The following is a 25,442-nucleotide window of genomic DNA, read 5'->3' as shown; positions in this document are numbered from 1 at the left end:
GGCATTCTGTCTGCACGCCGACACCTGCTGACACGCTCTGGCGCGGCAGACCTGCACAAATAGGCTTAACTGAAGGCTGACAAGCGCTTACGGGCGTGACGAGAGAGGAAAACCCGGTGTCGATCAAACTGCGTTTAGTGTTGCTGATTGTGACAAGTCTGCTGACGGCGTTGATCGTGAGTCTGGTCAGTTACGTCGGCAACCAGCGGATGGCCTCGGCGGTCAGCGACAACGCGGTCAGCATGAGCGCGCTGCGCAACCACATGGAAGCCGACATGATGCACGACGCCCTGCGCGCCGATGTCTACTCGGCGATGCTGGTCGGGCTGGGCAAAAGTACCAGCACTGCGAGCGAGGTGCGCGATTCGATCAATGAGCATGCCGGGCATTTTCGCGAGGTGCTCGAGGAAAACCTCAAGTTGCCGATCAACCCGACATTGCGCACGGCGCTGGAGCAGATCAAGCCTGGCCTCGATACCTACATCAACACTGGCGAGCGGATCGTCGGATTGGCGCTGGACAATCCTGATGCCGCTCAACGGGAACTGGGCACCTTCAACACGGCGTTTGGTCAGCTTGAAGAACAAATGGCCGCGTTGAGCGAGTTGATCGAGTCCAATACGCGGCAGACCAGCGCTGCAACCGAATCAGCTATCCACAGCGCCAACGTTGCGCTCGGTGTGGTGTTGCTCGCCAGCCTCGTGCTGCTGTTGATTCAGGGGCGCTGGGTGATTCTGAGCATTATGGGGCCGTTGAAGACCGCCAGTCGCATCGCCGAAAGCATCGCCCACGGCAACCTCAGCGAGCCGATCGCCGAGCCGTCCGGCAAGGACGAAGCCAGTGGCTTGATCCGCACACTAGCGACCATGCAGCGCGACTTGCGCAACATGATCGATGTGGTGCGGCGCAATGCTCACGGCGTCAGTGGCATGAGCGAACAACTCAGCCAGGGCTGCCATCAGGTCGCCGACAGCAGCCAGCAGCAAAGCGTGGCTGCCGGCACCATGGCCGCAGCCGCCAGCCAGATGACCGCGAGCATCGAGGAAATCACCCGCCACGCCGAACGGGCCCTGAGCATGGCCAGTCAAGCCGAAACCCTGGCCAAGGAGGGCGGCGGCGTGATTCATCAAGTGGTCAGCGACATGGACGATATCGCGCGCTCGGCGCAACAGTCGGCACAGGTGATCCGCACGCTGGATCAGGAGTCAGAAGCCATTTTCAACATCATTCAGGTAATCAAGAGCATTGCCGACCAGACCAACCTGCTGGCGCTCAATGCCGCCATTGAAGCGGCCCGGGCCGGGGAGCAGGGCAGGGGCTTTGCGGTGGTCGCGGATGAAGTGCGCAGTCTGGCGGCACGTACCAGCGCTTCTACCCAGGAAATCGCCGCGATGGTCGCGCGCATTCAGCACAGCACCCGCGAGGCGGTCAGCAGCATGGAGGCGGGCGTCGCGCAGGTCGACAAGGGTATGGCGGTGACGGCGGATGTCGAGCGGGCTATTCGCGAGATCCTCGAGGCGACGTTGAGCACGACGCAACTGGTCAACGACATCACCCGCACGATTGGCGAGCAGAGCCAGGCCAGTAACGAGATTGCCCATCAGGTGGAAATGATTGCCGGGATGTCCGAGGGTAATAGCCGTGTGATCGGGCAAACCGCAAATACCACCGATGAATTGTCGAGTCTGGCGGGGCAGTTGGCGCAGTCGGTGGATCGGTTTCGGTTATAACGGGGAGGGCAGTGGATTTGTGCAAGCCGGGCTGCCGCCTTCGCGAGCAAGCTCGCTCCCACATTGGAATGCGTTCTCCTGTGGGAGCGAGCCTGCTCGCGAAGAGGCCCGCTTGGCCAACGTTCATTCAGGCTAGATCATTGCCCTCAGAACTTGAACGCCTGCCGCCCCACCAGCAACCACTTGCCACCCTGCTTCTGCCAGATCTGAAAATTCTCGATCTCCGTTGGTATCACCTCGGTCCCCTTCAACGCTTGCGCGGAAAAGTGGTGGCGCACCAGCGCGGTATCGCCGGACAGGGTGATGGTCTGATTCTGCATTTCCAGGGTCTTGAACGCGCTCTTGCCGGTTTCAATGTCGGCGATGAATTCCTTCTTGTCCTGAATCTTGCCGCTGGAGTGGCCGTAGGTCAGGTTGGGCGCGGTGAGGGCGTTCAACTCGGCGATGTCCTTGTGCAGCATCGCCTGGGTCAGATGATCCACCGCTTGGGCGACATCTTTTTCTGCCGGGGCAGACGCGGCCATGGCGTAACCGTTAAAGGCACAGAGAAAGCCGATCAGCAGTCGGGTCTTGGTCATTGAGATTGTTTCCTTGTTGTTATGGGTTGACGACTTGTTTGTCAGTCGTCGTACAACCTAGCAGAAAATTCGTCAGTAATGCACTGCAGAAAAGCGCTTGATCGCTGGGAAACTACACTTGAATGCAGGGTGATTTGAGTCGGCGCACTCATCCGAGGGTCATGTTCAGCGACTGGCGGCCGATAAGTCCCTGAGCGGAAAAAGACTCTCAAGTCGGGAACAGACGCGCGGGTTTGCCCTGACGTGATATTCTTCGCGCCAACTTGGTTTGACCTTATTCAGTTTGCTTGCCTCTGGGCGGGCCGACGGAATCCCTGTCGCTCAAGTAGCTGAGCCAATAATGATAAGAAGTCAGTTCAGAAGGGACATTAACTGAGGTCGATGCGGCATGTCGGCCTTGTGTGCCCACCCGTCAAAATTGAAGTGTGCCGGAATCTGCGACGCGAGCCTGAGCGTCATCAAAGCGGATCGCATACTGATAACAGCGGCGGGCGGAAGGCGTTTTATCATAGGTGCAACAGATGTTTAAAAAAGTGAACACAGCCCTGCTGGGTCTGGCTTTGGCGATGGGGATGACATCCGCCAATGCTGACGAAGCAAAGAAAGTCGACGTTCTGCTGATCGGCGGCGGCATCATGAGCACCACCCTCGGTGTGTGGATCAATGAGCTGGAGCCAAGCTGGTCGATGGAAATGGTCGAGCGCCTCGACGGCGTCGCCCTGGAAAGCTCCAACGGCTGGAACAACGCCGGTACCGGTCACTCGGCGCTCGCTGAGTTGAACTACACCCCGGAAGACGACAAAGGCAACGTAACGATCCCGAAAGCCGTCGAGATCAACGAAGCGTTCCAGGTCTCCCGTCAGTTCTGGGCCTGGCAGGTTCAGCAAGGCGTTCTGAAGAACCCTCGCTCGTTCATCAACACCACGCCGCACATGAGCTTTGTGTGGGGCGATGACAACATCAAGTTCCTGAAAAAGCGCTACGAAGCCCTGCAAGCGAGCCCGCTGTTCGCCGGCATGCAGTACTCCGAAGACCCGGCTGTGATCAAGAAGTGGGTCCCGCTGATGATGGAAGGGCGTGACCCGAGCCAGAAAATCGCGGCCACCTGGAGCCCGCTGGGTACCGACATGAACTTCGGCGAAATCACCCGCCAGTTCGCCACGTACCTGCAGACCAAGCCTAACTTCGATCTGAAACTGTCGAGCGAAGTCCAGGACATCACCAAGAATGCCGACGGCACTTGGCGCGTCAGCTACAAAAACCTGAAAGACGGCACCAAAACCGAAACCGACGCCAAGTTCGTGTTCATCGGCGCGGGCGGCGGTGCACTGCACCTGCTGCAGAAGTCGGGCATTCCTGAAGCCAAGGAATACGCTGGCTTCCCGGTTGGCGGCTCGTTCCTGGTAACCGATAACCCGGCCATCGCTGAACAGCACCTGGCCAAGGCCTACGGTAAAGCCTCGGTTGGCGCACCACCGATGTCCGTTCCGCACCTGGACACCCGTGTTCTGGACGGCAAGCGCGTCATCCTGTTTGGCCCATTCGCGACCTTCAGCACCAAGTTCCTGAAAGAAGGTTCGTACCTGGACCAGCTGACCAGCACCACCACCCACAACATCTGGCCTATGACCAAGGTCGGCATCAAGGAATACCCGCTGGTCGAGTACCTGGCTGGCCAACTGATGCTGTCGGATGAAGACCGTCTGAACGCGCTGAAGGAATACTTCCCGAACGCCAAAGCCGAAGACTGGCGCCTGTGGCAAGCCGGCCAACGCGTGCAAATCATCAAGCGTGATGAAGCCGCTGGCGGCGTGCTGAAACTGGGCACCGAAATCGTTGCTGCACAAGACGGTTCCATCGCCGGCCTGCTGGGCGCATCGCCAGGCGCGTCGACCGCTGCACCGATCATGCTGAGCGTGCTGCAGAAAGTTTTCAAAGACAAAGTCGCAACGCCAGAGTGGCAGACCAAGCTGCACCAGATCGTTCCAAGCTACGGCACTCAGCTGAACAGCGATCCGGCCAAAGTGGCTGCAGAGTGGGCGTACACCGCCAAGATCCTCGAACTGCCGACACCTCCAGTGATCGGTCAGGTGGCTGCTCCGGCCGCGCCTGCAGCTGAAAAAGCTGAAGCTCCGAAGGAAAACGCTGCACGTGACATGGCACTGTAACCAGACGCCTGACACACAAAGCCCACTGAACCGGCGACGGTCAGTGGGCTTTTTTGTGCACGTGCCCTTTCCGCCCCTGTAGGAGCTGCCGAAGGCTGCGATCTCTTGATCTTGAAGAAAAGTCAAAAGATCGCAGCCTTCGGCAGCTCCTACGGGGTTATATCTGTGCCCAGGTGTTCAGGCTTTTGCCTTGGCCAGATATGCACCGAGCCGCCGGCCCATCTCTTCGCCCAAGGCTTGCAGACCGCTCAGCGGCCGCACCATCACCTCGAACTCGACAATCTTGCCGCGCTCGTCAAAGCGAATCATGTCGATACCTTTCAGCTCCTTCGAACCCACCTTGGCGCTGAATTCCAGAATCACATTCAAGCCATCGGCAGTCGCCAGCTCACGGTGATAGGTGAAGTCTTCAAACACCTCGAACACGGTATTGAGGATCATCGACACCACCGGCGCGCCCGGATAAGGCGTGTGGGCCATCGGCGAGCGGAACACGGCTTGCGGGTCGAGCAGGCCGGGCAAGGCGCTGAGGTCGCCGGTGCGGATCATTTCGTGCCATTTGCCCAGCGATGCGGCGACGTTGGGTTGCAGGTTCAGGTCGGTCATGTTCACTCCAGGATTTTTCTTGTTGTTGTCGCGACGGCAATGACTCTAGATCAACCACGCCGAAATTGAACCCTTGTGCCGCGATCTGAATATCGGTCCATGGGCCATGCGGATCAGATGCGCATCTGATCCGTATTTTTTCGCCGGATCTGCCTCTGTTACCAGTTCAGTCATCCGCTCAAAATAGCCCCACGGTTCGGCACTCGCGGCAGTCCTTCATCCCGAAGCGCCCAGTGCACCGCAAGCTCAGCATTGAGGAGAGCAACATGAACAAGATGGCGTTTTTTCTGGGTGGCTTTCTGACACTGACCATTCTGATCGGCCTGCTCGCAACGATTTCTCCGGTCTGAAGCGACCCTTTTCCAGTGACGTCCACGGGTGTGTCGCGCAAAACATGTTCAAATGCCGCGCCCCACACCTGTAAACGGACTTCAGCCCATGACCGAACACCGCATCCGCGCGCTCGCACTCTGTGTCTTTCATCACAACGGCAAAATTCTGGTCAACCAGTTTCGTGACCCGGTCAGCCAGCAAACCTGCTTTCGGCCTATTGGCGGCGGTATTGAATTTGGCGAGACCAGCGCCGCAGCGATCGTGCGCGAAGTGCAGGAGGAGTTGGGCCTGTCCGTGACTGACGTGCGCCTGCTCGGCACACTCGAAAGCCTTTTCGTCTACAACGGCAAACCGGGTCACGAAATCGTTCAGGTGTATGACGCGACGTTTGCCGACCCCAGTGTCTATGCGAATTCGCAGATCGACGGCCATGAAAGCGACGGCGCTCCCTTCACCGCGCGTTGGCATGCCAGTTCAAGCTTCAGTGAGCAGTCGCCTCTGGTGCCGAAAGGCTTGCACGATCTGCTGAAGAGCGCCGGACTGCTGGCTTGAGGGCTGGCGCCGCGCTCGACTTCCTGCGTTTCCCATCCCCTGTCAAATGTGTCGCGACGTCGACCGTCATTCCAGGTATTAGACTCAACTGACGATTCGGTCGTCAGGGTATGAATGAACCATGGATTCGCTGATCAACGCTGCCGGCAGAGCGCTGTCCGCCGGTGACCCGCTAGGCGCGTTGAACTACGTCGCTCTGCGCGAGGACCCGCCGGCGCTGGCCCTGCGCGCAATTGCCATGGCTCAGCTCGGTGATCTGCCCCGTGCCAAGGCGTTGTTGCAACGGGCGATAAAGGCGTTCGGCAGCAATGAACCGCTGTCGCGGGCACGTTGTGTGGTGGCCGAGGCCGAGGTCGCGCTGGCGGCGCGAGATCTGTGCTGGCCGGTGAAGGCGCTGGAGGCGGCACGCCAGGTGTTGCAGGCGCACGGTGACGGTGTGAATGCGGCGCACGTGCGCTATTTGCAGATTCGCCGGTTGCTGTTGATTGGCGAGCTGCAAGAGGCCGAAACGTTGCTGGGTGAAACTGACCCGGCGCCGTTGCCGCCGGCGCTGCGTACTGCTCATGAGTTGATTGCCGCCGGGATCGCCGTGCGTCGGGTCCAGGCACACAAGGCCAGCGCGGCGCTGGCGCGAGCGCAGGCTGCGGCGCAACAGGCCGGGATCGCCGCACTGAACGCCGAGGTCGATGACGCCAGTCACATGCTCGCTGCGCCGGCCGCGCGGCTGATCGTTGCCGGTCAGGCGCAACTGGTGAATCTGGTGCAGGTTGAAGCTTTGTTCAACTCGTCGATACTGATCGTCGATGCCTGTCGCTACAGCGTGCGCGGTGCCGGCATGACGGTGGCGCTGGCCACGCGGCCGGTGCTGTTCAATCTTGCTCGATTACTTGCGCAAGCCTGGCCGGACGATGTGGCGCGCGAAACGCTGTTCGCCAAGGCTTTTCGTTTGCCCCTCACGGATGAATCGCACCGTGCTCGCCTGCGGGTCGAAATTGGCCGCTTGCGTGCGGCACTGAAGCCACTGGCGAATATCGCCGCAACGCCAAGGGGCTTTGCGCTGGTGGCTGAGGACGTTGCGTTGCTGACGTTGCCGGTTGAAGACAAATACGCGGCGTTGCTGGCCTTGCTTGCCGACGGCGAGGCTTGGTCGAGTTCGGCGTTGGCACTGGCCTTGGGCAATAGTCAGCGCCAGGTGCAGCGGGCGTTGGAGGCATTGGCGCAGGCGGACAAGGTGCAGGCCTTCGGCGTGGGCCGGGCGCGGCGCTGGATGACGCCGCCGCTGCCGGGTTTCGCGACGATCTTGTTACTCCCGGTGTCGCTGGGCAATGGCTAGGCTGGACCCACACATCCACGAGGAAGTTGCCATGAAACAAGCAAACGCAGAAATCCTTCGCGAGTACGGTCCTTTTGATGACATCAAAGGCGTTCACGGCGTGACATTCGATGGCCAGCAGGTCTGGTTTGCCAGCGACGGCCAGCTCAATGCACTGGATCCGGCCAGTGGCGAAACCGTGCGCACGCTCAAGGTCGGCGCCGACGGTGGCACCGCCTTCGACGGCCAGCATCTGTACCAGATTGCCGACCGCCACATCCACAAGATCGACCCGGCCACCGGGCGCGTTCTGCGCACCATTCCGGCACCGGGCAATGGCGGTGATTCAGGCATGGCCTGGGCGGACGGCTCGTTATGGGTAGGGCAGTATCGCGAACGCAAGATTCATCAGATCGATCCGCAGACCGGCGAGATCCTCCGCACGCTGGAGTCGAATCGTTTTGTCACCGGGGTGACCTGGGTCGATGGCGGGTTGTGGCATGGCACGTGGGAAGGCGATGAGAGTGAGCTGCGGCATATCGATGCGCAGGATGGCGAGGTCTTTGAGTCGCTGATGATGCCGGCGGGGCAGGGAGTTTCGGGTTTGGAAGCTGACGGCGCGGATCGCTTTTATTGCGGTGGCGGCGACAGTGGACGGGTAAGGGCGGTGCGTCGGCCCAAATGATGAGGGTGCCTGCACGGGCCTCTTCGCGAGCAGGCTCGCTCCCACAGTGATTGCGGCTGAACACAAGTTTTGTGAACGACTCCAAACCCTGTGGGAGCGAGCCTGCTCGCGATAACGGAATGTCAGTCACCGCTGTTTCGACGGCGATCGACGCCGTCCGGATTGCCGATGTCCAGCAGCCTTCTTTCCACCAAGACATTCTCAAGGGCCTGACGCTCTACCGGCTTCATTTGGTGCTCACGTTTTTTCAGCTCCAGCAGAATCGGGCTGGACCAGGTGCGGTAAGTCTGTTCGATGGTGCGACGCGACGTCATCAGTCTCTCCTTGATCAAGAGCCCGGTGTTGCGGGCAGGGGCTCAATCCGATGAGGTGTTAACGTTAGTCGAGAAAGCCAAGACGCGCGAATCCACACGCCGGCTGTAGGAGCTGCCGCAGGCTGCGATCTTTTGACTTTGTTTTTTAAAAGACAAGATCAAAAGATCGCAGCCTGCGGCAGCTCCTACAGGGGGGGCGAGGTTAGTCGTCGACGTCCATCAGTTGCTGCACACCTTCCCACGCTTCGGCGCGCATGCGTTCGATGTCGAGGCCCGGAATCACACCGTTGTCGACCACGATCCTGCCGCCCACCAAGCTGTATTTCACCGTGATCGGCTCACCCGCCACCACTGGCGCGACGGCGCTGTCGTGGAAACCATAGAACCGTGGATGGTCGAGGCTGTAGACCACCAGATCCGCAGCCTGAGCGACTTCAAGTGTGCCAACGGCACCGAGGCCCAGCACTTGCGCGCCGCCCGCTGTGCCCCAGTGGATGACATCTTCAGCGGTGGTCGCCGACGCGCCTTGTTCGGCGCGATGGATCAGCCATGCGGTGTTGGCCTCGCCGACCATGCTCCCGGATTCGTTCGACGCCACGCCATCGACGCCCAGGGAAATCGGCACGCCAGCCTCGTACATCTGCGGCACCGGTGCGACGCCGCTGCCCAGGCGGGCGTTGCTCACCGGGCAGTGCGAGATGCCGGTGCCGGTTTGCGCGAGCATGCGGATTTCACCCGGTTGCAGGTGCACGGCGTGGGCGAACCAGACGTCCGGGCCGAGCCATTCATGTTCGGCGACGAACTCCACCGGCAGGCAGTTGTATTTCTCGCGGCAGAAATTCACGTAGTTCTGCGTTTCCGACAGGTGCGTGTGCAGGCGTAAGCCGAGGCCACGCGCGGTGTGTGCCAGTTCGCGCAGCAGGGTTGGCGGCAGCGAGAAGGTCGGCGTAGTTGGCGCGACGACGACGCGGCGCATCGCGTCCGGGGTGTCCTGGTGATACCGCGATTTCAGCCGTTCGATATCACCGACCATTTGCTCAAGGCTCTCCGGTTGCAGCGCGGTTTTCGAGAAGCCCGGGTGGGCGCTCGCCGACTCCAGCGCGCCGCCTCGGCACAGCACGAAACGCAGGCCGAATTCATCGGCCATGTCGAACAACAGGTCGCCGGTCTCGGTGCTGCCGTGGGCGTGATAGAGATAGTGGTGATCGGCGCAGGTGGTGACGCCGGACAGCAGCAACTCGACCATGCCCAATCGCGCAGCGATCCGCGCCAGTTGCGGAGTAAAGCGGTTGAGGCGCGGGTAGGGCACGCTGGCCAGCCAGCCTTGCAGATCCTGATTCAGCCCTGCGGGCACGGCTTTGAGCAGATTCTGGAAGAGGTGATGGTGAGTGTTGATCCAGCCCGGATAGACCACGCAGTTTCGTGCGTCGATCAGTCGTTCTCCGGGTTGTGGCTCAAGGTTCGCGGCCATCTCGCCAATGCGACCGTTGACCACGCGGATGTCCACGGCGCCGGCCCGCGCGCGAGGGCCGCGCAGGCCGGTCATCACCGCGACCGGGTTCTTGATCAGGATGTTCTGAAGTTGAGTCATGGGCAGCTCCAAACTAAAGGATGTGCGAGGCGGATTTGCTGGCGGTGGTTTCCGGCACGCTGACGCCATTCAGCGCGGCGTTGAGCAGCACCGACACCAGGCAAGCGATAACCACGCTGCTGTGCAGGAACGGCTGCGACCACTCGGGGAGTTGTTTGAACAGGGTGGGTGCGAGCACCGGCACCAGCGCGGCGGCGATGGTGAAACCGACGATCAGCACGTTGTAGCGATTGCGCTCGTAGTCGACTTTGGCGAGGGTTTGAATGCCCGCCGCCGCGACCACGCCGAACATGGCGATGCCGGCACCACCGAGGGCGGCAGTCGGCATCGAAGCGATGATCGCGCCGGCTTTCGGCACCAGGGCAATCGAGCACATCAGCAAGCCGCTGACCGCGACGACCCAACGGCTGCGTACGCCGGTGAGGATCACCAGGCCGACGTTCTCCATGAAGGCGATAAAGGGAAACGCGGCGAACATCCCGGCGATGGTGCTGGCCAGACCATTGGCGCGCAGACCGTTGATGACCTGTTTGTCTTCCACTGGTTTTTCGACGATGTCGCCAATGGCCACGAACAGCCCCATCGACTCGACCATCTGCACGATCATCACCACCACCATGGTCGCGATGGGGATCAGGCTGAAGGTCGGCAAGCCGAAATAAAACGGGTAGGGCACGGTCAGCCATGGCGCTTCTTCGACGCTGTGAAAACTGCCCATGCCCAGACCGTAGGCCAGACCGGCGCCGATCAGCATACCGATCAACACAGCCATGTTGCGCAGTAAAGGGCTGCCATAACGGTTGACCAGCAAAATGGTCAGCAACACCACCACCGCCACGCCGAGAAACGCCGGCGCGCCAAAGTTGCTCGCATTGCGTCCGCCGCCAACCCATTCATAGGCAATCGGGAACAGCTGCAAGCCGATCACGGTGACGATGCACCCGGTCACCACCGGCGGGAAGAACCGCCGTAATCGACCGACGAAGGGCGCCATCAGCATGGTGAAAATCCCCGCGCCGATAACGGCCCCACAGACCCCGGCGAACCCCACCTCCGGGTTGCTGCCGATGGCGATCACCGGGCCGACGCTGCTGAACGCGACGCCCTGCAGAATCGGCAAGCGCACGCCGAATTTCCAGAAGCCGACGGTTTGCAGGAGGGTGGCGATGCCCGAGCAGAACAGCGTGGTGCTGATCAGCACCACCGTGTCGGCATGAGACATTTTCAAGGCACTGGCGACAATCAACGGCACGGCGATGGCGCCGATGTACGACACGGCCATGTGTTGCAGGCCGAGGGTGAGCATCTGTCGCACCGGTAAAATGCGGTCGACGGGATGCACGGTGGCGGCGGATTGCGTTGGAGATGGGGCTGACGACATGGGGAAACACCTCTGGCTGTTTTTATGCGGTAGAGAGGGGTATTCGTCTGATGCCGATCAGCTCAAGGACACAGTGGAACCCTGTGGGAGCGAGCTTGCTCGCGAAGGCAATATGTCAGTCAACTGAGAGGTTGAATGTGACGGCCTCTTCGCGAGCAAGCTCGCTCCCACAGGGACTTGTGCAGCCCCAAGTGGCGAACATCAGTCATTCGTGCTGCGAAGCCGCCATCCACCGGCTCCGATGCCTTGTTTCAGCCTGCCAGGCAGGCGGCGAAGCCTTGGTTCAGCGCCGCGCGATCCAGGTCGCGGCCGATGAACACGATCTTGCTTGAGCGGGGCTCCGTGCCCCACGCGGTCGAGGCGCGGAATTCCACCAGGCTGTGCACGCCTTGCAGCACGTAGCGCTGGTCTTCGTTGGCCACCGCGAGCACGCCTTTCATGCGGTACAGGTTGTCGGCCTGAGAGAAACGCAGCTCGCTGATCCAGCGATGGAAGGCCATAAGGTTGACCTCGCCGTCCACGGCGATGCCCACCGATGACACGCTTGGGTCGTGCTCGTGATCCGGCTCTTCATGATGGTGTTCGTGATGGTCGTGATGCTCGGGTTCCGCGCCGATCTCCATCAGCTTCTGCGTGCATTCAAATGCGCCGATGCCGAGGATTTTTGTCAGGTCGATTTGCGCATGGGTCGAGGTCACCAGATCCGCTGTGGCATTCAAGCCACGGATCTTGCCGCGCAGAACTTCCACCTCGTCGCTGCTGACCAGATCGACCTTGTTGATGACGATCCGGTCGGCGCAAACAATCTGATCCACCGCCTGATTGTCGACGCCGTCGAGTTGCAAATCCTCCAGGTGCTGGGCGATGTGCTTGGCGTCGACCATGGTGACGATCGCGTCGAGTTCGACTTCATCGGCGATCGGGTCATTGATGAAAAAGCTCTGCGCCACCGGGTACGGGTCAGCGAGGCCACTGGTCTCGATAAGGATGTGATCGAGGCGCACGGGACGTGCGACAAGTTCGCGGACGATGCGCACCAGATCCTCGCGAACCTCGGCGGTGCAGCACACGCAGCCGTTGACCATTTCGTAGATTTCTTCGGTTTCCGAGCTGAGGACGAGGTCGCCGTCGATGCCGACTTCACCGAATTCGTTTTCGATCACGGCGATTTTGCGGCCGTGGTTTTCCTTGAGGATGTAATTGAGCAGAGTGGTTTTACCGGCACCGAGGAAGCCGGTGAGGATGGTCACGGGGATTTTGGTGTTGCGGGTTGGGGCGTTGAAGGGGGTGTTCATGGTGAGGCTCCTTTGATTGACCGGTGCACACTGAATTTGGGTGATGCTGCTTCATTGTGGGAGCGAGCCTGCTCGCGAATGCGGTGTGTCATTCAGCAGTGATGGCGACTGTTCCAACGCTTTCGCGAGCAAGCTCGCTCCCACAGGATCCCTGGTGTTCTCGCCATCGTTGTGCGGTGCCAGAGTCGAGACCAAACAGGTCGAGCACGCGACCGAGGCTGTGGTCGACCATTTGCGCAAGGCTTTCCGGGCGGGCATAGAAGGCGGGCACCGGCGGGGCGATGATCCCGCCCATCTCGGTGACGGCGGTCATGTTGCGCAGATGGGCGAGGGTCAGCGGGGTTTCCCGGGCCATCAACACCAGCGTGCGGCGTTCCTTGAGCGTGACGTCGGCGGCGCGGCCGATCAGTCCTGATGACGTGCCGGTGGCGATTTCCGCCAAGGTGCGCATCGAACACGGCGCGACGACCATGCCCAGGCAACGAAACGAGCCACTGGCAATTCCGGCAGCGACGTCATCGGCGCGGTGATAATGGCTGGCCAGCGCGGTCACGTCGGCCAATTTGTAGTCGGTTTCGTGGGCCATGGTCAGCAGCGCGGCACGGCTGATGATCAGGTGGCTTTCGATGTTCAGCTCGGCGAGCAATTGCAGGAGTCGCACGCCATAGATGAAGCCGGACGCGCCGCTGATGCCTACCACCATCCGCTGGCGGTTCATGATTGAAGTCCTTTGAGCAGAACCCGCGCGCGTTCGAGTATCTCTTGATCGAGCTGCGCCTTGATCCCGTCAAAGCCCGAACCTCGTGTGGCATCCAGGCCCATCCGCGAAGTGGTGCCGTTGACCGACGACGAAGGGTCGAGCGGACTGCCCGGTAAACCATCAATGGTGAACATATCCAGGTGCGGCTGAAAGTGTGTGGCCAGCGCCCACAGCACCTGACTGTCATCACTGATGTCGATATCGCTGTCCACCGCAATCACGGTTTTCAGGTACGGATCCCAGCCGAGCAAGGCCAGCATGATCTGCCGCGCCTCGCCGTCGCGACTCTGATCCAGAGCCACGTAACAGTGAAAGTGCGTGCCGGAATTGGGGTAATGCACGGCGGTGACGGCGGGGAAACGCGCTTTCAGTTTCTCGCTCATTTCCGCTTCGCGCGGCAGGCGGGCGAGGGTCAGGTGCTCGGCGTAGCGGCCGCCCATGACGTCGACCAGCCAGGCGTCTTTGCGCTTTAACAGCGTATCCACGCGCAGCACGTTGTTGGTCGAACGATCCGAGGAGTAACCGCTGAACTCACCGAACGGGCCTTCCTCGGCGTAGGCCGCCGGGTCGATCGCACCTTCCAGCACGAACTCGGCATACGCTGGTACACCGATGCTGTAGCGCGGGGTTTTCACCAGCTCCAGCGGTGCGCCGAACAGTCCGCCAGCCACAGCGCGTTCATCGCTGCCGTAGGGCAAACGTGCAGCGGCGGCGAGCATGAACAACGGATGCGCACCGATGACCATCGCCACGCGCAGTTCTTCGCCACGCTCGCGAGCGGTCTGCAACATCCGCCACAGATGCCCGCGTGAATGCAGGCTGGTCGCAAGTGCTTGCCGGGCGTGGCGCATCGAGCGGTGATAGCTCATGTTGGCAATGCCGGTCAGCGGGTCTTCGGCGATGATGATTGCGTTAGTGATGTACGGCCCGCGATCGCTGGCGAAATGCTTGAGCATCGGCAGCAGCGCCAGGTCCAGCGCTTCGCCTTCGAAGACTTCATCGAGGATCGGGCCGCTTTCTACATAACGCGGCGCGATGGGTCGGTTGGCGCGGGTTTGAAAGGTTTCGTGTAACTGCGCAGGCATTACGCCGAACAGCCGGGCGATGCGGGTTCGGGACGCAAACAGATTGGTCGCCACCGGCACGCCGAGATGGCCGACGTGTTCGCAGATCAGCAGTGGATCGCGGCCTTGGGCGGCGAGGGCATCGACCAGGGCGGTGACGTCCTGATCGGCGGAAATCGCTTGGGTGACAGTCAGCACATCGTCCGGGTACTCACGGCGATAGGCGTCGATGAACACGTGAAAGTCCTGGGAATCGCCGAGCGTCGAACGGGTCATGGTGTCACCTCGTAAAAAGCAGGCACGCAGGGGTGAGAGGGCGATCGCGCGGCCAGCCGTTGGCCTGCCGGACGAGCGAAACGCCGGGTCATCTTCGTGCCTGTAAAGTCGCTGTGCTTTTAAATTCTGGCAACGAACCCTGTGGGAGCGAGCTTGCTCGCGAAGGCATTGATTCAGTCACCATCGTTGTTGAATGACACACCGCATTCGCGAGCAAGCTCGCTCCCACAGGTTTTGTGTATGGCTACAGGTATGTGGTGGTCAGGCGTATGTCGGCCTCGACCAGATCCTTGGGCGGTGGCGTCGGTTCGATCCCGCACAACCGGGCGATGTTGTTGCCCAGGTAGTCTTCGAGATGATCCTCATCGATGCCCAGACCTTGCGGCGCCGGTGAGCACAACACCTCAAGTTCGCGCAGCCACATGCCCGGTTCGTTCGGCGGCGAATCGGTGCCGAACACGATCTTGTTGCGCGGCAGCTCCTTGGCGAATTCGACGATCCGCGACTGGAAGCACCAGCCCGATTCGCAGTACACGTTCGGCGTGTCCATGGCCATCCAGAACGCTTCGAACGAGTAGTTGCCGCCGGTCTGGATACCGAAGTGGCCGATGATGAAATTGACCATCGGAAACTCGCGGATGATCGGATAAAACATCGTCGGAATCGTGTATGGGCCGTCACCAGTGTGGATCAGCACGACGATGTTGTACTTGGCGCAGACCTTCATCGCCGGGCGCAGCCAGTCGAGTGCGCGATCCGGGCGATAGCCGTGCATGTTGGCGTGCAGCTTGAGCATCTTGAAGCCGTATTCCTTGATGTGGAATTCCAGCTCCGCCGCACCGTTTTCCGGTCCCCAGCGCGGGTTGAAATTGAAGTTGCCGATGAAGCGATCCGGGTACTTCACGCAGAGTTCAGCGACGTAGGACATGTAGTCGCGCACGCCCTCGCGGCCGCGGCGGTTGCCGTCGCGATAACCGGTGTTGCCCGGTGGCGGCTGGATGAAACCCATGTCGATACGGCGCGGTTTGCCGTTGATCATGTACGGGCCGTCCATCAACTTGAGCATGCGCTCGCCGGTGAACGGTTCGCCCGTGTGGCGCCAGGCCTCGTCGACCAGATTGGTGGGGTGCAGATGGGTGTCGATGATCATCGGTTCAGCTCCTGGCCAGTTGAGTAGTGACGGGACGCTTGAGTTGCGCCTCTGCTTCGGAAACGGAACGCGGTGGCGGGGTCGGTTCGAGGCCGATCATCCGCGCGGTGTTGTTGCCCAGGTACTCTTCGAGGGTGTCCTCGTCGAGGTTCAGGCCTTGCGGCGGTTCGTGGCAGAGCACTTCGAGCAGGCGCAGCCACATGCCCGGTTCGTTCGGTGGCGTGTCGGTGCCGAAGAGGATCTTGTGCGTCGGCAAGACCTTGGCAAATTCGACGATCCGCGATTGCAGGCACCAGCCGGATTCGCAGTAGACGTTGGGCAATTCCATCGCCCATTGCATCGGTTCGAAGACGTAAACGCCGCCGGTCTGCACACCGAAGTGGGCCATGATGAAATTGACGTTGGGGAATTCCTTGATCATCGGCACCCATTCCGACGGGATGCTGTAAGGCCCGTCGCCGGTGTGCAGCTTGACCGGAATGCCCAGCTCAGCGCATTTCTCGAAGCATGGGCGCACCCAGTCAAGGGCGCGGTCAGGACGGTAGGCGTGCATGTTGGCCTGCATCTGCACCATGCCGAAACCGTGTTCCTTGACGTAACGCTCGATCGCCTCGACGCCGTTTTCCACGCCGCAGCGCGGGTTGTAGACGAAGCAACCGATGAAACGATCCGGGTAGGTCTGGACCATTTTCAGGGTGTAGGCCATGTAGGCGTCGATGGATTCGCGGCCGGTAAGGTCGCCGTCGGTCCAGGTGTAAATCGTGTTGCCCTGCGGTGGCTGGATGAAGGCTTTGTCGATACGGCGCGGCTTGCCGTTGACCATGTACGGGCCATCCATCATCTCCAGCAGACGCTCGCCGGTGAACGGGTCACCGTCATGCCTCCAGGCGAGGTCCACGAGATCCGTGGGGTAGCAGCTGATATCGATGATCATTGCAGTCGATCTCCTGATAGCGGGGAAGGGAGCCTTGCGGCTCTCGGCATCCACGTCCCGGGCAATCGGCCGTTTCTATGCGCAAGACTCGCGCATTCCCTCGCCTGTTCGCATCCGGCCCGGGTGGGTGGCTGCTGAGGGCGAGTATTGGAAAGGGGGGAGGGGTTCGTACAATATTAATTGGGCGCATTGGTGATACTTGGGCGATATGGGTAGATCAAAAGCTACCCTCACCCCAGCCCTCTCCCGGAGGGAGAGGGAGCCGACGGAGGTGACTTGCCTTGTACATCGACCTGAAAGAACCAGTCGATTATGGATTCACAGCAGGAGGTGCACGTCGGTGTCATTCGCCAATATTCCCCGATCGGTCCCCTCTACCTCTGGGAGAGGGCTAGGGTGAGGGCAGGGTTCTCAAGCGTACACAGGACTAACTGCCTAACCGCATCAACCACCGGCGCCACACGTTCGGCCTGCCCATGCGGCCATACCGCATAAAGGTTGTAATGCGCCGCAATCTGCGCCTCGTTCAACGCCACCAATCGCCCACTGCGCAACGCATCAGCCGCCAGTAATCCACGCACCAACCCTGCGCCAACGCCGGCCTCAGCCGCCGCAATCAGATTCGCCGCATTATCAAAAATCACCCGCGCTGACGGTTCGGTCGGTGTCATCCCGGCCGCATCCAGCCATGGAATCCACGACCGCCGCGTATACCCCAATAGCGGCAACTGCAGGATCTGCGCCGGGCTAAGCGGCACTTGCAAACCATAGCGTTCAAGCAACTCTGGCGAAGCCACCGCCAATACCCGATCGCCACAAATCTGCGTCATCTCGCAGTCGTCCCAATCGCCATAGCCATAACGCAACGCCAGATCCACTCGCTCAAACGTACTGCGATCACTGCGCGGCATCGACAGCAGCGTCACCTCGTAATCCGGCAGTTCATCGAGCAACTGCGGCAGGCGCGGATTGAGCCAGCTCTGCGCCAGTTCACTGTCGACGTCGAGGGTCAGGCGTTGCGCCATGCTGCGGTTTTTCACCGAGGACAAGGCGCGATCAATCTGCGCCAGACCGTCCGACAGCACACTGGCAAACAACTGCCCGGCGTCGGTCAGATTGCTGCCGCCACCTTCACGCACGAACAGCGGCTGGCCGATGAAATCTTCCAGCGCGCGGATCTGCTGACTGATCGCACTGTGCGTGAGGTCGAGCTTACGCGCAGCACTGGAGAAACTGCCGCTGCGCGCCGCGTGGATAAACGCGCTCATGGACTGCACCGACGGGTATCGCTTGTACATGTTGTTAGTCCTGCTTACAGCGGTTGGCAGAAATCGTCGCTGGCCGCGTTTTGCCCGGGGTTCCAATAATCGGTCACCAGGCCCGCACAAAGACGGGCCGCTCTTTTGGAGCCTGACAATGATTGCATTCACGGTTAACGGCGAACGACGTGAGCTGGATGAAGCGTCCTCCTCCATGCCCTTGTTATGGGTACTGCGTGATCGACTGAAACTCACCGGCACCAAATTCGGTTGCGGCATGGGCCTGTGCGGTGCCTGCACCGTGCACCTGGATGGCGTCGCGGTGCGTTCCTGCCAGTTGCCGGCGGCCGCCGTCGCGGGCCACAGCATCACCACCATCGAAGGCCTGTCGCCGACGGAAACTCATCCTCTGCAACTGGCCTGGATCGCCGAAGATGTGCCGCAATGCGGTTACTGTCAATCCGGGCAGATCATGTCCGCCGCCGCATTGCTCAACACTGGCGCGGCGGTGACCGACGATTCGATCCGCAATGCGATGTCCGGGAATATCTGCCGCTGCGGCACCTACGGGCGCATCAACAAGGCGATCAAACGTGCGGCGAATGCGCCGAAGGAGGCCTGATGAGCCTCGTCGACGACACCCGCATCGAACTGCCGCGCCGGGTTTTTCTCAAGCAAGCGGCAACAGTCGCTTCGGGCCTGGCGATTGCCCTTTATCTGCCGGGTGGCATGGCGGCTACTGACCCAAAAGCGCCAGCACCGGCGAGTGAATTCGAGCCGAATGCCTGGGTGCGCATCTTTCCCGACGGCACGGTGAAACTGGTGGTGCACAAGCACGACTCCGGCACCGGCACGCAAACAGCGCTGGCCGCGTGCGTGGCTGAAGAGCTGGACGTCAACCCGATGACCGTGCAGGTGATCACCCCGGAAGATCCGTTTTTCGAAACCTACATTCATCCGGTCTGGAAGGTCTTTTCAACGGGCGGCAGCACCAGCGTTTCCCTTGAATACGACCGCTTGCGTATGGCCGGAGCTACGGCGCGGGCGCTGTTGATTACGGCGGCAGCCAAGCAGTGGAAAGTCAGCCCCGACAGTTGCGTCACCGAAGAAGGGCGGGTCGTTCACACCGCGAGTCAGCGCAGGCTCGGTTATGGTGAACTGGTCGCAGTGGCGGCGAATCTGCCGGCGCCGACCAACGTTACGCTGAAGGATCCGACGCAATTCAAGTACATCGGCAAACTGCGTCACAAACGTGATGCGGCGGCCAAGGTCTGCGGGCGTTTCAAATACAGCATCGACGTGCAATTGCCGGACATGCTGGTGGCGGTGATTCAGCGTGCGCCAGTGGTCGGGGCGAAAGTGCTCAGCGTCGATTCTGCTGCGGCTCTAAAAGTGCCGGGCGTGCGCAAAGTGCTGGCGATTGCGGGGCGGCCCGATGTGCTCGGCGGCAATCTGGAAGGTGTCGCCGTATTGGCGGATACGTTCTGGGCGGCGCAGCAGGGCCGCCAAGTGTTGGAGATCAAGTGGAGCGATTCACCTTTGGCCGGGTTCGACAGCGAGCAGTTATTCAGCGCTCAAGCCAAAGCCATCGGCGATCCAACAGCACAAACCGTCAAAGCCATGACCCACGGTGATGTCGCCGGGCAATGGGCGGGCGCGGCGCAGCTGATCGAAGCCGATTACACCATGCCCTACAAGGTGCAAAACCCGCTGGAACCGATCTGCATCACCGCGCAGGTCAAGGGCAAGGCAATCACCTATTGGGGCGGTGTGCAGGTGCCGTCCTCGGCACTGGAAGCGGCGCAAACCGTATGCGGCATCGACAAGGCCAACGTGACCATTCATGAATTGGTCTCCGGCGGCAGCTTCGGTGCGCGGGAGGCCAAGTACTGGTTGTTTGAAGTCGCGTATCTGGCGCAGAAAACCGGTGTGCCGGTGAAATTGCTCAATAGCCGCGAAGATGAAATGCACGCGCTGTTCAATCATCCGGCCACTTTGCATCGGGTCAAAGGTGCGCTCGACGCTCAGGGCAAACTCAGCGCGCTGCAACTGCACGCGGTGTCGCCAGCCTCGCCGGAACAGTGGGAACCGGGTTATTTCGAACGTCCAGACAAAATGGATTACAGCACCACCGAGGCGATCACTGCGTGGGACTTCGCCTACCGTCCGCCGCATCTGGAATTGAACTGGGTCAAGCACGAAAGCAACGTGCCCAGTGGTTGGTATCGCTCGGTGAGTTTCATCCCCAATGTGTTCGCCGTGGAAAGTTTCATGGATGAACTGGCTCATGCCGCCGGTGAAGATCCATTGGCGTTCAGGCTGACCAATATGCAGGAGCGGCCACGGCACGTGGCAGTGCTCAAGCAAGCTGCCGTGCGCGCCGGTTGGGGTAAACCGCTGCCACCTGGCACGGCACTGGGGATCGCGACCAATCAGGGTTACACCAGTTTTATTGCGGTGGTCGCGCGGGTGACAACGGTCGACGGCAAGCCGAAAGTCGAGAAACTCACCTGCGTGGTCGATTGCGGTTTGGCGGTCTCGCCGGGCGGTGTCGAAGAGCAGGTTTACGGCGGCTTGATGTGGGGGGTCGGCCATGCGTTGTTCGACCGGCTCGACATCAAACAGGGCAGGGTGGTGCAGAGCAACTTCCACGACTACCGCGTCACGCGCATGTCGGACATGCCGGCCACCGACATCCTCGTACTGGACGGTGAACCGAGCAAACCTGGTGGCGTCGGTGAGTTGGGCAGTCCATCGGTGGTGCCGGCCATCGCCAATGCCCTGTTCGCGCTGACCGGCGTGCGCCAACGTTCGACGCCATTGAGCCTGGGGTAAGTCGCCATGGATTTGCGTCTGCTGCGGTATTTCATGGCGTTGGCCGATGAGTTGCACTTCGGTCGCGCTGCCGAACGCCTGCACATCTGCCAGCCGCCGCTGAGCCAGCAGATTCGTTTGCTGGAGGAGGAACTGGGCACGCCGCTGTTCGAGCGCAGCCATCATCGGGTCGAGCTGACAGTGGCGGGGCAGATGCTCAAGGAGCAGGCGCCGCTGGTATTTGAACAGCTAGAGCGGGCGCTGGACCTGACGCGGCAGACCGGACGGGGACAGTTGGGCGAGCTGGAAATCGGCATGATCAGTTCGGTAATGGTCGGCGTGCTGCCCAAGGCCCTGCATCTGTTTCGTGAGCGCTATCCGCAGGTCAACTGGCGTCTGCATGAAATGACCCCGGCGGCACAGGTCAAGGCGTTGAAGGAAAAACGCATTGATGCCTGTGTGTTTCGTGTCGGTTACGACGATCCGCAGTTGCGCAATGAACTGCTGATCTACGAGCCGATCAACGTGGTGATGCCGGCGGATCATCCGCTGGCTGGCCGCGAGGTGCTGGCGCCGGCGGATCTGGCGCAGGAGCCGTTTGTGGCGCTGGAATTGAAGCAGTCGCGGTTCGCCCATTTTCTGTTTCAGTGCTGCATTCAGGCCGGATTCACGCCGCAGATTCGTCAACAAGTGATCGAGGTGCAGACCTTGCTGAGTCTGGTGCGCGCCGGGTTTGGCGTGGCGCTGTTACCGGCGTCCATTGAGCAACTGGCCCCGGCGGGGCTGGTGTTCCGGCGCCTGACTCCGGCGCTGCCGGAGGTGCCGTTGTATGCCACTTATCGGGCGGACGATGCTTCGCCGGTGCTCAAGCTGTTTCTCGATACGCTGCGCGAGTTGAAAACCCAATCCTGCGGTTGATCACTTAATCCCTGTGGGAGCGAGCCTGCTCGCGAAAGCGTAGTGTCAGCTGGCATCTGCTTCGAATGCCACACCGCCTTCGCGAGCAGGCTCGCTCCCACAAGGGAATGGTGATCGGGTTGAAGCCGTCGGCACGATCTCGGGCCGCCGCGGTCGTACTCTTCACATGGGCGTATCACTTGTGGAGATCCAATGAGCCAGGAAGTCCTGACCACCGAAACCAACCGCCGCCAGTTGCAGCAGATCATCGCCGGGCTGTCCGACGGGGTGATTCTGCTGGAGCTGGATCAGAGCATTCTCTGGGCCAACGAAGCCGCGATGGCCATGCACGGTGTCAGCCGGATCACCGATCTGGGCCACAATGCCGACGAGTACGCCAAGAAGTTCCACCTGCGCTATCGCAATAATCACTCGATCACCGCCGAAAACTATCCGATCAGCCGGGTGGCGCGCTGTGAGAGTTTCAATGATGTGCTGATCGAAGTGTCGCCGGCCGACGATCCGGAGCGCATCTGGGTGCACAGCGTGCGCAGCATGATTCTCACCGATCGCGAGGGGCAGCCCGAGTCGCTGGTGCTGATCATGAGCGACGTCACCGACTGGGCCAACGCCGAGCAGCGCTTCGAAAAGACTTTCAATGCCAACCCGGCGCCGGCGGTGATCTGCCGTCTCAGCGATTTGCGGTACATCAAGGTCAATCCCGGGTTTCTCGAGATGACCGGCTACACCCGCGAGCAGGTGATCGGCACTTCGGCTTATGAAATCGACATCTTCGAGCAGGCCGAGAAAAAGGATCTGGCGATTCAGCGTCTGCGTGATGTGGCGACCATTCCACAGATGCAGGCCGAATTGCGCCTGCCCGATGGCGGTAGCAAACAAGTGATCGTCGCCGGCCAGCCGCTGACGCTCAATGATGAGGATTGCATGCTGTTTTCCTTTGTCGACATGGAGCTGCGGCACAAGGCCGAGGTGGCGTTGCGTCAGAGTGAGGAGCGTTTTGCCAAAGCATTTCGCTTGACGCCGGTGCCGATCCTTATCTGTAGTGCCGACGAGCAGCACGTGATCGACGTCAATCAGGCGTTCCTCGATACCCTGGCCTACGACAGCGAGGACATGCTCGGCAAAACCGTGACGCAGCTGGATTTCATCGATGACAGCGGCGCGCGTACACGGTTGCTGGCGGCGCTGGCGAAAAGCGGTCGGGTGGATCGGGTGGATGTGCGGGTGCGCAAGAAGGATGCGGACCTGCTCGAATGTGCGCTGTCCGCCGACACCGTGAATATTCAGGACATGCCGTGTTATTTGCTGGTGTTGATGGACATCACCGAGCGCAAGCGCACCGAACTTGAGTTGGTGGCGGCGATTGAAGAGGTGATGAAGGACGCTTCCTGGTTCAGCCGTACGTTGATCGAGAAGCTGGCCAATGTGAAGAAGGTTAACTCGCCGCAATTGCCTAGCGTGTCGTTCACTGATCTGACGGCGCGCGAGCGTGATGTGCTGGGGTTGATCTGTGAAGGGCTGGCGGACAAGGAGATCGCAGCGCGGCTGAAACTGGCGCCCAACACGGTGCGAAATCATGTGGCGACGGTGTATTCCAAGCTGGATGTGCACAGCCGCAGTGAGGCGATTGTCTGGGCGCGCGAGCGTGGATTGTTTTCCGGGGAGTCGGGGGGCAAGGGCCAGCGATAAGGTGCAAATGCACTAGTTCGAATGGTGCAAATTGAGGTGTTGGCGGGTGAGGTCTGTTCTTAGTCTGGTGGGGTGCGATACGAGCCTTTTTGGCTCGGGATCGCGGCCCTTCGCAGTCGTTATAGGAACAGTCTGATGATGAATCTTGCGCAGTTGCGCACGCAGCTTGAACGCAGTTTTTCGCCGCTGGCGTGTGAATGTCTGGTGGATGGTGATCATTCGCTGACTGTGAAGCTTTATCACCCGGTGTCGGGGCAGGTGGATCTGGTGATCAGTGGGTTGAAGCTTGATGCGCTGCGTACGCCTGAGTCGGTTGATGCTTTGATTGAAGAGTTGCGGTATGAGCTGGAGAGCAACTCTTTGCGTTCTTCTCTTGATCCTGATTTGGCTTAGGGCTTGGCGGCCTTTGGGCCGACCAGGCTCTTGGGGTTTGGGGTGTATATCCGTTTTTGTGGGTGCTGCCGCTGGCGGTTTCGCTCTTACAGCGAGTCCCTTTGGCAAACGCCCCAAAGGAACCAAAGGTCTGTGCCCTGACGTTCGGCCCGCTCGCTGGAGCTCGGGGTTCCTTCGCTCCGGGATCGATCCGGGGGCATCGCTTCCGGTTTGCTTCGCTGCACCTGCTTTCGATGTGTTCGACTTCGTCGAACGGTCGCTGCGCTCCCACCCCCGGATCAATCCCTCCACTCAGCCTGCCGACGGGCTTCCAGATCAAGATCAAAAGCCGCAGCCGAGCTAACGCTCATCCTGTTGAGTGGTGAGAAGCGGATGCGGTTTGCTTTTGCTTTTGCTTTTCTGTAGGAGTGAGCCTGCTCGCGATGGCGGCCTGACGGCCGACCAATCTCTGCCAGATGCACCAATCCCTGTGGGAGCAGCTTGCCAGCGATGGCGACCGACAACCCACCAAACTCTGCCAGATGTAATCAGCCCACTATGGGAGCAAGCCTGTCTGCCCGGCACGTTTCAATTTGCGAACCCTTTCGAATCCCAACGCAAAATCGACAGCCATATCCTTACGATACAGCCGATTCACTGGCGCTTGCGGGGGGCTCGGCTATAAAGAATGAGTGGTCAGGTCTTCCGTGGTCGGTTCGGTCGCGGGAGTTGCTCTTCCATTTATCGCGGGTCGTCCTATGAACCATCCTGGGAAACGCGTGTTGCCGTTGGCTTTTTTTGCTGTGTTGTTGGCTGGTTGCGCCAGTCCTCCACCCCCTCCGCCAGTGACGCCACCGCCACCGCCGGAGCGCACGTGTCAGGTTCTCGAAAACACTGAGGTTGCCGGTGACATGTACGTCGACGGGCAGGTCACTCGACACATCACCACAACCCGTTGCGTCACGCAGTAGCGCCGGCCGGGCGTAAGTCCCGGGTTGAGCGGATTGTGCTGGTGGCCGACCTTGCCGGTACGGCGGTGTTTGCCGTGGAAGGTGCCATCGCGGCGATGCGCAGCCAACTCGACCTGCTCGGGGTGATGGTGATTGCGTTTATCGTCGCGCTCGGCGGCGGGGTCACCCGTGATCTGCTGATCGGCGCAACGCCACCCAATGCTGTGGCCGACTGGCGCTATCCGGCGCTGGCGTTTTTCATGGGCGGGTGGGCGTTTGTCTTTCATGAACAGGTGCTGGGCTGGTCCGGTTCAACCCTGATTGTGCTGGACGCGGCGGGGTTGGCGCTGTTTGCCGTGGCGGGTGCGCAGAAGGCCTTGAATTTCGGCATCACGCCGTTTGTGGCGATGCTGATGGGCACGATCACGGGCGTTGGCGGTGGGGTGATTCGCGATATTGTGCTGGCGCGGATACCAGTAGTGTTGCAGGCGGATTTGTATGCCAGTTCGGCGTTTGTTGGCGCGGCGGTGTTGATCGTTGCGCGCAGACTGGGCGTTTCGCCGGTCGCGGCGGCGCTGTTGGCCGGGGCGGCGTGTTTGATTCTGCGATTGCTGTCGGTGCATTTCGGCTGGCAACTACCGAAAGTCATTGCCTGATACACAACCCTTGTAGGAGTGAGCCTGCTCGCGATAGCGGTGTGTCAGTCAACAT

The 25,442-nt window shown here is 60.6% G+C and carries 22 protein-coding genes and 1 pseudogene; 12 read left to right on the top strand and 11 right to left on the bottom strand.

What is annotated here, in order from left to right:
* Positions 1-95: 95 nt before the first annotated feature.
* Both GTU76_RS30605 and GTU76_RS30600 read left to right on the top strand, forming a co-directional pair.
* Positions 96-872, top strand: a pseudogene (locus tag GTU76_RS30605) (MCP four helix bundle domain-containing protein); the annotation flags it as partial.
* On the top strand, positions 867-1,730 hold the full coding sequence (locus tag GTU76_RS30600) for a methyl-accepting chemotaxis protein (protein WP_412071516.1): 864 nt from the start codon (positions 867-869) through the stop codon (positions 1,728-1,730). The pseudogene GTU76_RS30605 and the gene GTU76_RS30600, both read left to right, overlap by 6 nt.
* A gap of 146 nt (positions 1,731-1,876) precedes the next feature.
* On the opposite strand, the gene GTU76_RS21110 is transcribed toward GTU76_RS30600, so the two are convergent.
* Positions 1,877-2,308 carry a nuclear transport factor 2 family protein gene (locus tag GTU76_RS21110; protein WP_016983282.1) on the bottom strand — a complete coding sequence of 144 codons (432 nt, stop codon included), beginning with the start codon at positions 2,306-2,308 and terminating at the stop codon, positions 1,877-1,879.
* Between the two features lie 521 nt (positions 2,309-2,829).
* Between GTU76_RS21110 and mqo the strand changes: the two genes are divergently transcribed.
* Positions 2,830-4,476 (top strand): malate dehydrogenase (quinone), encoded by a 1,647-nt coding sequence (mqo, locus tag GTU76_RS21105; protein ID WP_180699497.1) that lies wholly within the window; start codon positions 2,830-2,832, stop codon positions 4,474-4,476.
* A 177-nt stretch (positions 4,477-4,653) separates the two neighbouring features.
* Here mqo and GTU76_RS21100 read toward each other — a convergent pair whose 3' ends face one another.
* A complete protein-coding gene (locus tag GTU76_RS21100; RefSeq protein WP_175554684.1) occupies positions 4,654-5,082 on the bottom strand; it encodes a nuclear transport factor 2 family protein in 429 nt (142 codons plus the stop codon).
* A 438-nt stretch (positions 5,083-5,520) separates the two neighbouring features.
* On the opposite strand from GTU76_RS21100, the gene GTU76_RS21090 reads away from it, so the two are divergent.
* The 3 genes from GTU76_RS21090 to GTU76_RS21080 all read left to right on the top strand — a co-directional run bounded on the left by GTU76_RS21090 (position 5,521) and on the right by GTU76_RS21080 (position 7,964).
* Positions 5,521-5,967, top strand: coding sequence for an NUDIX hydrolase (locus tag GTU76_RS21090; RefSeq protein WP_026000463.1), 447 nt, complete (start codon positions 5,521-5,523; stop codon positions 5,965-5,967).
* 121 nt (positions 5,968-6,088) lie between these two features.
* Complete coding sequence (locus GTU76_RS21085) at positions 6,089-7,300, top strand: helix-turn-helix domain-containing protein (RefSeq protein WP_180699496.1); 1,212 nt, start codon at positions 6,089-6,091, stop codon at positions 7,298-7,300.
* Between the two features lie 31 nt (positions 7,301-7,331).
* Positions 7,332-7,964 carry a Vgb family protein gene (locus tag GTU76_RS21080; protein WP_180699495.1) on the top strand — a complete coding sequence of 211 codons (633 nt, stop codon included), beginning with the start codon at positions 7,332-7,334 and terminating at the stop codon, positions 7,962-7,964.
* A gap of 122 nt (positions 7,965-8,086) precedes the next feature.
* Here the strand turns inward: GTU76_RS21080 and GTU76_RS21075 are convergent, their stop codons facing one another.
* The 9 genes from GTU76_RS21075 to GTU76_RS21035 form a co-directional block, all read right to left on the bottom strand.
* Positions 8,087-8,278 carry a hypothetical protein gene (locus GTU76_RS21075; protein WP_016983288.1) on the bottom strand — a complete coding sequence of 64 codons (192 nt, stop codon included), beginning with the start codon at positions 8,276-8,278 and terminating at the stop codon, positions 8,087-8,089.
* A 202-nt stretch (positions 8,279-8,480) separates the two neighbouring features.
* Entirely contained in the window at positions 8,481-9,869 is a 1,389-nt protein-coding gene (locus GTU76_RS21070) for an amidohydrolase family protein (RefSeq protein ID WP_180699494.1), read from the bottom strand.
* 13 nt (positions 9,870-9,882) lie between these two features.
* On the bottom strand, positions 9,883-11,250 hold the full coding sequence (locus GTU76_RS21065) for a nucleobase:cation symporter-2 family protein (protein ID WP_180699493.1): 1,368 nt from the start codon (positions 11,248-11,250) through the stop codon (positions 9,883-9,885).
* 251 nt (positions 11,251-11,501) lie between these two features.
* Entirely contained in the window at positions 11,502-12,545 is a 1,044-nt protein-coding gene (locus tag GTU76_RS21060) for a CobW family GTP-binding protein (protein ID WP_180699492.1), read from the bottom strand.
* A gap of 88 nt (positions 12,546-12,633) precedes the next feature.
* Complete coding sequence (locus GTU76_RS21055; RefSeq protein WP_175554678.1) at positions 12,634-13,263, bottom strand: UbiX family flavin prenyltransferase; 630 nt, start codon at positions 13,261-13,263, stop codon at positions 12,634-12,636.
* A complete protein-coding gene (locus tag GTU76_RS21050) occupies positions 13,260-14,645 on the bottom strand; it encodes a UbiD family decarboxylase (RefSeq protein ID WP_180699491.1) in 1,386 nt (461 codons plus the stop codon). Before GTU76_RS21050 ends, GTU76_RS21055 begins: the two co-directional genes overlap by 4 nt.
* A 244-nt stretch (positions 14,646-14,889) precedes the next feature.
* Positions 14,890-15,795: an amidohydrolase family protein gene (locus GTU76_RS21045; RefSeq protein ID WP_003224037.1), complete on the bottom strand. Its 906-nt coding sequence runs from the start codon at positions 15,793-15,795 to the stop codon at positions 14,890-14,892.
* A 4-nt stretch (positions 15,796-15,799) separates the two neighbouring features.
* Positions 15,800-16,729 carry an amidohydrolase family protein gene (locus GTU76_RS21040; protein WP_099758662.1) on the bottom strand — a complete coding sequence of 310 codons (930 nt, stop codon included), beginning with the start codon at positions 16,727-16,729 and terminating at the stop codon, positions 15,800-15,802.
* A 374-nt stretch (positions 16,730-17,103) separates the two neighbouring features.
* Complete coding sequence (locus GTU76_RS21035; protein ID WP_180699490.1) at positions 17,104-18,027, bottom strand: LysR substrate-binding domain-containing protein; 924 nt, start codon at positions 18,025-18,027, stop codon at positions 17,104-17,106.
* 118 nt (positions 18,028-18,145) lie between these two features.
* Between GTU76_RS21035 and GTU76_RS21030 the strand changes: the two genes are divergently transcribed.
* From GTU76_RS21030 to GTU76_RS21005, 6 genes are all read left to right on the top strand, one after another.
* Positions 18,146-18,610 carry a (2Fe-2S)-binding protein gene (locus GTU76_RS21030; RefSeq protein ID WP_175554675.1) on the top strand — a complete coding sequence of 155 codons (465 nt, stop codon included), beginning with the start codon at positions 18,146-18,148 and terminating at the stop codon, positions 18,608-18,610.
* Complete coding sequence (locus GTU76_RS21025; RefSeq protein WP_180699489.1) at positions 18,610-20,823, top strand: xanthine dehydrogenase family protein molybdopterin-binding subunit; 2,214 nt, start codon at positions 18,610-18,612, stop codon at positions 20,821-20,823. Before GTU76_RS21030 ends, GTU76_RS21025 begins: the two co-directional genes overlap by 1 nt.
* A 6-nt stretch (positions 20,824-20,829) precedes the next feature.
* Positions 20,830-21,720, top strand: coding sequence for a LysR substrate-binding domain-containing protein (locus tag GTU76_RS21020; RefSeq protein WP_180699488.1), 891 nt, complete (start codon positions 20,830-20,832; stop codon positions 21,718-21,720).
* 192 nt (positions 21,721-21,912) lie between these two features.
* Entirely contained in the window at positions 21,913-23,409 is a 1,497-nt protein-coding gene (locus GTU76_RS21015; RefSeq protein WP_180699487.1) for a helix-turn-helix transcriptional regulator, read from the top strand.
* 135 nt (positions 23,410-23,544) lie between these two features.
* Entirely contained in the window at positions 23,545-23,802 is a 258-nt protein-coding gene (locus GTU76_RS21010) for a DUF1652 domain-containing protein (RefSeq protein WP_122600016.1), read from the top strand.
* A 934-nt stretch (positions 23,803-24,736) separates the two neighbouring features.
* Positions 24,737-25,387 carry a trimeric intracellular cation channel family protein gene (locus tag GTU76_RS21005; RefSeq protein ID WP_016987947.1) on the top strand — a complete coding sequence of 217 codons (651 nt, stop codon included), beginning with the start codon at positions 24,737-24,739 and terminating at the stop codon, positions 25,385-25,387.
* Positions 25,388-25,442 lie beyond the last annotated feature (55 nt).

It is taken from the genome of Pseudomonas crudilactis, from assembly GCF_013433315.1.
In the GTDB taxonomy this organism is placed as follows: Bacteria; Pseudomonadota; Gammaproteobacteria; order Pseudomonadales; family Pseudomonadaceae; genus Aquipseudomonas; species Aquipseudomonas crudilactis.
Note: the sequence above shows the minus strand (reverse complement) of the source record. Positions and strands in the feature narration are given on the sequence as shown.

Coding starts and splice junctions, on each gene's coding strand:
- GTU76_RS21030 (WP_175554675.1), top strand. CDS start 18,146: ATGATTGCATTCACGGTTAACGGCGAACGACGTGAGCTGGATGAAGCG.
- GTU76_RS21100 (WP_175554684.1), bottom strand. CDS start 5,082: ATGACCGACCTGAACCTGCAACCCAACGTCGCCGCATCGCTGGGCAAA.
- GTU76_RS21055 (WP_175554678.1), bottom strand. CDS start 13,263: ATGAACCGCCAGCGGATGGTGGTAGGCATCAGCGGCGCGTCCGGCTTC.
- GTU76_RS21020 (WP_180699488.1), top strand. CDS start 20,830: ATGGATTTGCGTCTGCTGCGGTATTTCATGGCGTTGGCCGATGAGTTG.
- GTU76_RS21070 (WP_180699494.1), bottom strand. CDS start 9,869: ATGACTCAACTTCAGAACATCCTGATCAAGAACCCGGTCGCGGTGATG.
- mqo (WP_180699497.1), top strand. CDS start 2,830: ATGTTTAAAAAAGTGAACACAGCCCTGCTGGGTCTGGCTTTGGCGATG.
- GTU76_RS21050 (WP_180699491.1), bottom strand. CDS start 14,645: ATGACCCGTTCGACGCTCGGCGATTCCCAGGACTTTCACGTGTTCATC.
- GTU76_RS21085 (WP_180699496.1), top strand. CDS start 6,089: ATGGATTCGCTGATCAACGCTGCCGGCAGAGCGCTGTCCGCCGGTGAC.
- GTU76_RS30600 (WP_412071516.1), top strand. CDS start 867: ATGCAGCGCGACTTGCGCAACATGATCGATGTGGTGCGGCGCAATGCT.
- GTU76_RS21035 (WP_180699490.1), bottom strand. CDS start 18,027: ATGTACAAGCGATACCCGTCGGTGCAGTCCATGAGCGCGTTTATCCAC.
- GTU76_RS21075 (WP_016983288.1), bottom strand. CDS start 8,278: ATGACGTCGCGTCGCACCATCGAACAGACTTACCGCACCTGGTCCAGC.
- GTU76_RS21040 (WP_099758662.1), bottom strand. CDS start 16,729: ATGATCATCGATATCAGCTGCTACCCCACGGATCTCGTGGACCTCGCC.
- GTU76_RS21090 (WP_026000463.1), top strand. CDS start 5,521: ATGACCGAACACCGCATCCGCGCGCTCGCACTCTGTGTCTTTCATCAC.
- GTU76_RS21045 (WP_003224037.1), bottom strand. CDS start 15,795: ATGATCATCGACACCCATCTGCACCCCACCAATCTGGTCGACGAGGCC.
- GTU76_RS21060 (WP_180699492.1), bottom strand. CDS start 12,545: ATGAACACCCCCTTCAACGCCCCAACCCGCAACACCAAAATCCCCGTG.
- GTU76_RS21065 (WP_180699493.1), bottom strand. CDS start 11,250: ATGTCGTCAGCCCCATCTCCAACGCAATCCGCCGCCACCGTGCATCCC.
- GTU76_RS21015 (WP_180699487.1), top strand. CDS start 21,913: ATGAGCCAGGAAGTCCTGACCACCGAAACCAACCGCCGCCAGTTGCAG.
- GTU76_RS21110 (WP_016983282.1), bottom strand. CDS start 2,308: ATGACCAAGACCCGACTGCTGATCGGCTTTCTCTGTGCCTTTAACGGT.
- GTU76_RS21025 (WP_180699489.1), top strand. CDS start 18,610: ATGAGCCTCGTCGACGACACCCGCATCGAACTGCCGCGCCGGGTTTTT.
- GTU76_RS21010 (WP_122600016.1), top strand. CDS start 23,545: ATGATGAATCTTGCGCAGTTGCGCACGCAGCTTGAACGCAGTTTTTCG.
- GTU76_RS21080 (WP_180699495.1), top strand. CDS start 7,332: ATGAAACAAGCAAACGCAGAAATCCTTCGCGAGTACGGTCCTTTTGAT.